General features: G+C 64.5%; 7 protein-coding genes and 1 pseudogene. 6 read left to right on the top strand and 2 right to left on the bottom strand.

Annotated features, from left to right (window positions below):
• Nucleotides 1–160, bottom strand: a pseudogene (locus ACXJKR_RS22730) (aldehyde dehydrogenase); the annotation flags it as partial.
• A gap of 401 nt (nucleotides 161–561) precedes the next feature.
• On the opposite strand from ACXJKR_RS22730, the gene ACXJKR_RS22725 reads away from it, so the two are divergent.
• Nucleotides 562–2,310, top strand: a complete 1,749-nt coding sequence (locus tag ACXJKR_RS22725; RefSeq protein WP_056200286.1) for a PQQ-dependent methanol/ethanol family dehydrogenase — start codon at nucleotides 562–564, stop codon at nucleotides 2,308–2,310.
• Nucleotides 2,311–2,484: 174 nt separating this feature from the next.
• The gene (locus tag ACXJKR_RS22720; RefSeq protein WP_457324736.1) at nucleotides 2,485–2,793 is read left to right on the top strand and encodes a high-potential iron-sulfur protein; all 309 of its coding nucleotides are present in this window, start codon (nucleotides 2,485–2,487) and stop codon (nucleotides 2,791–2,793) included.
• Nucleotides 2,794–3,462: 669 nt separating this feature from the next.
• Here the strand turns inward: ACXJKR_RS22720 and ACXJKR_RS22715 are convergent.
• Nucleotides 3,463–3,795 (bottom strand): phage integrase N-terminal SAM-like domain-containing protein, encoded by a 333-nt coding sequence (locus ACXJKR_RS22715; protein WP_457324735.1) that lies wholly within the window; start codon nucleotides 3,793–3,795, stop codon nucleotides 3,463–3,465.
• A gap of 126 nt (nucleotides 3,796–3,921) precedes the next feature.
• Between ACXJKR_RS22715 and ACXJKR_RS22710 the strand changes: the two genes are divergently transcribed.
• The 4 genes from ACXJKR_RS22710 to ACXJKR_RS22695 all read left to right on the top strand — a co-directional run.
• Nucleotides 3,922–4,560, top strand: a complete 639-nt coding sequence (locus ACXJKR_RS22710; RefSeq protein ID WP_457324734.1) for a hypothetical protein — start codon at nucleotides 3,922–3,924, stop codon at nucleotides 4,558–4,560.
• Between the two features lie 138 nt (nucleotides 4,561–4,698).
• Entirely contained in the window at nucleotides 4,699–4,989 is a 291-nt protein-coding gene (locus ACXJKR_RS22705; RefSeq protein ID WP_457324733.1) for a hypothetical protein, read from the top strand.
• Nucleotides 4,990–5,064: 75 nt separating this feature from the next.
• Nucleotides 5,065–5,322, top strand: coding sequence for a hypothetical protein (locus tag ACXJKR_RS22700; protein ID WP_457324732.1), 258 nt, complete (start codon nucleotides 5,065–5,067; stop codon nucleotides 5,320–5,322).
• Between the two features lie 73 nt (nucleotides 5,323–5,395).
• On the top strand, nucleotides 5,396–5,593 hold a 198-nt coding region (locus tag ACXJKR_RS22695), incomplete at its 3' end, for a hypothetical protein (RefSeq protein ID WP_457324731.1).

The raw sequence follows: 5,593 nt of genomic DNA, 5'->3' as shown, positions 1-5,593 counted from the left end.
ATCGCGCGGCCTGGGTGTAGACCTTGCCGCTGATGGGCGTGATGACGTCGAAGTACTGGCCCTCCACGGGCGGCACGAACTTGCCGCCGATGAAGTTGTCGTAACGCGCCTTGTAGGCGATCTTGGCGCCGGCAGCACCGGGGGCGGCGTAAACAGTCATGGCTTGTCTCCTGCGAATGGGTTGAGGCATGTCCATCAACGCAGAACCCGTGCCAGCACACGGCGGGCACGCCAGAGCCCGCTGCACGGGTCGTAGCCAAGGGAAATCACCCTTGGGCTGTTGCAGGCTGGAGCAGTCCGGCACAGAACGGCACAGCGCTGCCCAAACACAGGCCGCTGCACCTGCCGGCAGTGCTCCAGGCGCCCGCTGTCACAGCGCGGCGCAGCCTGCTCACCGCGCTGACACCGGCCCCGGTGCAACCCTGCCCGCACGCCGCCGCATTGCTCCATCGCGCCGCGAAAACTGTGCGAATTCAACTGGCATGGAGCTTGCGCCTTGACCGGCCATCCGCATGCCCATCGGCCTGGCGGTGCATATCCATCAACAAAGGAGACAACGCCATGCAACTCAACCCTCTCGCCGCACTGCTGTCCGTGAGCTTCGGCCTGGTGGCCGCCGGCAGTGCCGCCGCCGCCGTGACCGACCAGATGATCGAGGCCTCGGCCAAGTCGGGCCAGGAAGTGCTGTCCTGGGGCCTGGGCACGCAGGGCCAGCGCCACTCAACGCTCAAGCAGGTCAACGTGGGCAACGTGGCCAAGCTGTCGCCGGTCTGGGCCTTCTCCTTCGGCGGCGAGAAGCAGCGCGGCCAGGAGTCGCAGCCGCTGATCCACAACGGCAAGATGTTCGTGACGGCCTCCTACTCGCGCATCTTTGCGCTGGACGCCGCCACCGGCGCCAAGCTGTGGAAGTACGAGCACCGCCTGCCCGAAGGCATCATGCCCTGCTGCGACGTCGTCAACCGCGGCGCGGCGCTGTTCGACAACCTCGTCATCTTCGCCACGCTGGACGCCCAGCTCGTGGCGCTGGACCAGGCCACCGGCGACGTGGTGTGGAAGGAAAAGATCGATGACTACGCCGCCGGCTACTCGGCCACGGCCGCACCCATCATTGCCCAGGGCCTGTTGCTGACGGGCGTGTCGGGCGGCGAGTTCGGCGTGGTCGGCCGCGTGGAAGCGCGCGACCCCCGGACCGGCAAGATGGTCTGGACCCGCCCCACCGTCGAAGGCCACATGGGCTACACCTGGGACAAGGCCGGCGTGAAGCACGAGAACGGCATCTCCGGCACGCAGGGCAAGAGCTGGCCCGGCGACCTGTGGAAGACCGGCGGCGCGGCCACCTGGCTGGGTGGCACCTACGACCCCAAGACCGGCCTGGCCTACTTCGGCACCGGCAACCCCGCACCGTGGAACAGCCATCTGCGCCAGGGCGACAACCTGTTCAGCTGCTCCACCGTCGCCATCGACGTGAAGACCGGACTGATCAAGTGGCACTACCAGGGCACGCCCAACGACGGCTGGGACTTCGACGGCGTCAACGAGTTCATCACCTTCGACCAGGATGGCAAGCGCATGGGCGCCAAGGCCGACCGCAACGGCTTCTTCTACGTGCTCGACGCCACCAACGGCCAGCTCGCCAACGCCTTTCCCTTCGTCAAGAAGATCAGCTGGGCCACCGGCATCGACCTGAAGACCGGCCGGCCCAACTTCGTGCCCGAGAACCGCCCCGGCGACCCGACCGCCGGCGCCGATGGCAAGAAGGGCAACTCGGTGTTCTCGTCGCCCTCCTTCCTGGGCGGCAAGAACCAGATGCCCATGGCCTACAGCCCCGACACCAAGCTCTTTTACGTGCCCGCCAACGAATGGGGCATGGAGATCTGGAACGAACCCATCGCCTACAAGAAGGGCGCGGCCTACCTGGGCGCGGGCTTCACGATCAAGACGCTCAACGACGACTACATCGGCGCCCTGCGCGCAGTGGACCCCAAGACCGGCAAGATCGTCTGGGAGATCAAGAACAACGCGCCGCTGTGGGGTGGTGTGCTGACCACCGCCGGCAACCTGGTGTTCTGGGGCACGCCGGAAGGCTGGCTCAAGGCCGCGGACGCCAAGACCGGCAAGGTCGTCTGGCAGTTCCAGACCGGCTCGGGCGTCGTCGCACCGCCGGTGTCCTGGCAGCAGAACGGCGAGCAGTTCATCAGCGTCGTGTCGGGCTGGGGCGGCGCCGTGCCGCTGTGGGGCGGCGACGTGGCCAAGAAGGTCAGCTTCCTGGAGCAAGGCGGCATGGTCTGGGTGTTCAAGCTGCCGAAATAGGCCCACCCCCTACTCGCTTCGCGAGCCCCCTCAAGGGGGCGCCGTCAGTGGCCCGGCAAAGCGCTTGCGCTTCGGTGAAGGCTCATATCGCGCAGCGATGTGATGCCGAAGCCAAAGCCGGTTCCACGACGGCCGCTTGAGGGGCTCGTCTTGCATCCTCGCCTGGAGTTCCTGATGTCCCACCCCACCCGCCGCATCTTCATGATGCAAGCCACCTTGGCCACCCTCGCCTGCCCAGCCATCGCGCAGACGTCGCCGGTCGACGAAGCCAGCGAGACCGCTGTCGCCCTGGGCTACCGGCACGACACCACCAAGGTCGACGCCGCCAAGTTCCCCAAGCACCAGGCCAGTCAGCACTGCGCCAACTGCCAGTTCTGGCAGGCCAAACCCACCGACGCGTGGAGCGGCTGCGCGATGTTTGGCCGCAAGTCGCAAGTGGCGAACAAAGGCTGGTGCGCCGCGTGGGTCAAGRCGCCGGGCTGAGCCCAAGCCGGGCTCGCGGAACAGGAGCCCACTTGGTCGATCACGCGGAAAAGCGGCTGTCGCCTTCAGGCTGGCTGCTGTCACCCAGACTTTGCGATCCAATGGCAGCTGTCCGCGGCAACGGTCATTGAACGGTTCGCAGCCTGAGCGACTGCTGGACCACCGGGACCGGCCACCCACCGATGCCCGCGCTTGGCGAGTCACCGGGCCGGTCAACGACAGCTATCGCGGCCGCAGGCCCGAACGACGCGGGCGTCAGCAAAGTGACCAAAGCGGAAGTACCGATGTCCAGTTCAGCCCGGCGCCGCCATGAGTATTCGCGCAGCGACCAGCGGTGGCCGGCGGTGGTCGCGTACGACTGAATCACAGTCCGCCAAGGGCCGCCGCATCGATCCGCTGAGCCAGGGCATGTGTAGGTTGCCAGCGCCCGCCCTGCGCTACGAAGCGATCCGCGGCGTCCAACACCTCGCGAGGCCGTCGCGCTTGAGTAAACACGGCGTCAATCGCCAAGCCTGCCAGGGCACGCTGCTGCCGATGCATCCGGTCGGTATCGACACGACCCTGAGGGTCGAACGTCAGCACGAAATACACCCTGCGGACAATGTGAAGCACGGTGCGGCCGCTGGCTGTGCGTGGAGGGCGAGACATTGCGGTCATTGGCCAGGTACGTCAGGAGGCCTCGACCTCCGGGCCGCCCATTTCCGCGGGGTGGCGAATGCCATGAAACCGGATGAAGGCCTTGAGCCAATAGGCATAGACCTCCTCGGTCCGCAGGCTGTAGTGCATCAGGCGCAGCCGCTCTCGCAACTGGTCAAGCACCCGCACCGAGCGAAGCGGCGGYAGCGCCGCCGATGGCGCAGGCCGCAGGTTTCCCCGAGCTGGCGAACTGAGTGAGCTGACTGGCATCATGGCCACTCCAGCGGCGCCGAACAGGCCCGGCGAGAACTTGTAACAACGTGCCGCTTTTGCCGGAAATTTAATGCTGTATAAAACAACAGTCAACTGGAAAATTCTGAAGGTGAGTCAAGCATTTGCCACGATTCACCAGGGCGATGTTGTGGCGCAGCTTGCCTGCCTAGGCAGCAGCGGCGGTCTCCCGAGAACACGTTAGCCGTCAGAGGGAGCGCCGTGTCTTCTCCATCATCCTGGCGGTTTGTTGGAGGCGCCACACCCGAGCGCCTTGCCACACTTGCGCAACTTCGATCGCCTGCCGACCTTCCGGAAGCGCTGCGTACGGAGCTGAAGCTCGTCTGCTTCCATCGCGATCATGGGCACACGGATCCTTCCTTTGAGCGCGCCGTCTTCTGCGGTACTGTGAGCCCATCACTCTTCGACTGGTTCTTCAACTCCCGCACTGGCTATCGCGGAGCGTTCTATGAATCGCCGGAAGCAGGCTCCAAGTTCAATCGCCAGCTGATTTCCCATCTCGCGTCCTCCTTGGCTGACTGGGCGGCCCGCGGAGGCGAAGATCGGGCGTGGGTACTCAATTCCCTCGCGGCGCCTTCAGCGAAGGCATGGCTTGCCGAGCACCCTGGACTCTGCAAGTCTTGTGCTGGCGAATGGACTTCCTCCCTCGCAACTAATCTGCAGATCGAGAACGGTCGGTGGGAGTGCTCCACACACGTCCATGCGGCGTGGGGACGTCAAGCACCGCTTCTGTCCAAGGTTCGAATCTTCGGCGGGCTGATCAACAAGTGTCAGCAGGAGTGGCTGGCCGCCCACAAGGCCGACCGTGCTCACCACATCTGGGAGCACGGTTGGAGCTGACGGCTAACCCTTCGTTCGAGCGGACCTCCACCGGCATGGCACTTGGCCGGCGCGGCCGTGCTGTCTATCATCGTCCGCGCGGGCCAAGCGCCATACCGGCGGCGGCCCGCTCAGCTCAAACGTTAAACCGCTCCTGTTATGCCCGCTTTGATCCCCGGCGCAGACCAGCCTCGTGGCTTGCTGACGGTGTTGACGGATTCAACTTCCGAATATGGCGATCGGCACGACGCCGCTATGGATCTTGGTGTCTTTGACGAACCGGAGGTTGAGGCTGCGTTGCTTGCGATCGCTCTCAACCTCACGGAGGACCCCGACGTGGCAGATGCGGCGGGCGAATCTCTATCCGAGATCTGGCGTCGCAAAGGTTCGGCACCGCCTGCAACCATCGCCAACATGCATCCAGCGGCAAGAAAGTTCTTTCAACTATGAGGCGGTTTAACCCTTTGCTGCAGCGGACGGCTACGCCGCCCGCTGAGCGCGAACGTTGGGCATACGGGAGATGACGTGACAGCCGCGCCGCTCATTTGTGCCCGCTGCAATTTGCCGGTGGAGAAAAACGCAGAATCGTATGAAGTTTTCGAGCGCATGCATTGGCTCTGCTTTCATCTGGAATTCGAACATCAGGGAGATCCTGATGAACCGTGCGGTGATCCCGGCTGCCCTTGGTGGCACATTGAAGTTCTTCGGCGGAAGCTCGTCGAGCTTGGTTCTGACCCAGCGGCGGTCATCAAAGCGGCCATCGACGAGCGGTGGCGCTTGTGAGCATCCGGCTGCCCAACTTTTTGCTGCAGCGGACGGCTTCGCCGTCCGCTGAGCTCACACGTTGGTCGTCTCAATGAACGAAATCGCGACATTCGACGTCGAAGCCCAGCGGTTGGTGCAAGAGCATGTTGGCAAGCTGCGGCAGCTCTCGCATACCGAGGCGTCGGCGTTGCCCGAGGCGACTGACACTGAAGTCGTCGTTGCTGGCCGTCGTTGCCAGCTCACAGTTTTCGCGCAGCCCATTTCAACGGGCAGGCTCGTTGTGGCACAG

The organism is Roseateles sp. P5_E11, from assembly GCF_054049355.1.
The sequence above is the reverse complement of the archived record's forward strand: the minus strand, read 5'-3'. Positions and strand labels throughout refer to the sequence as shown.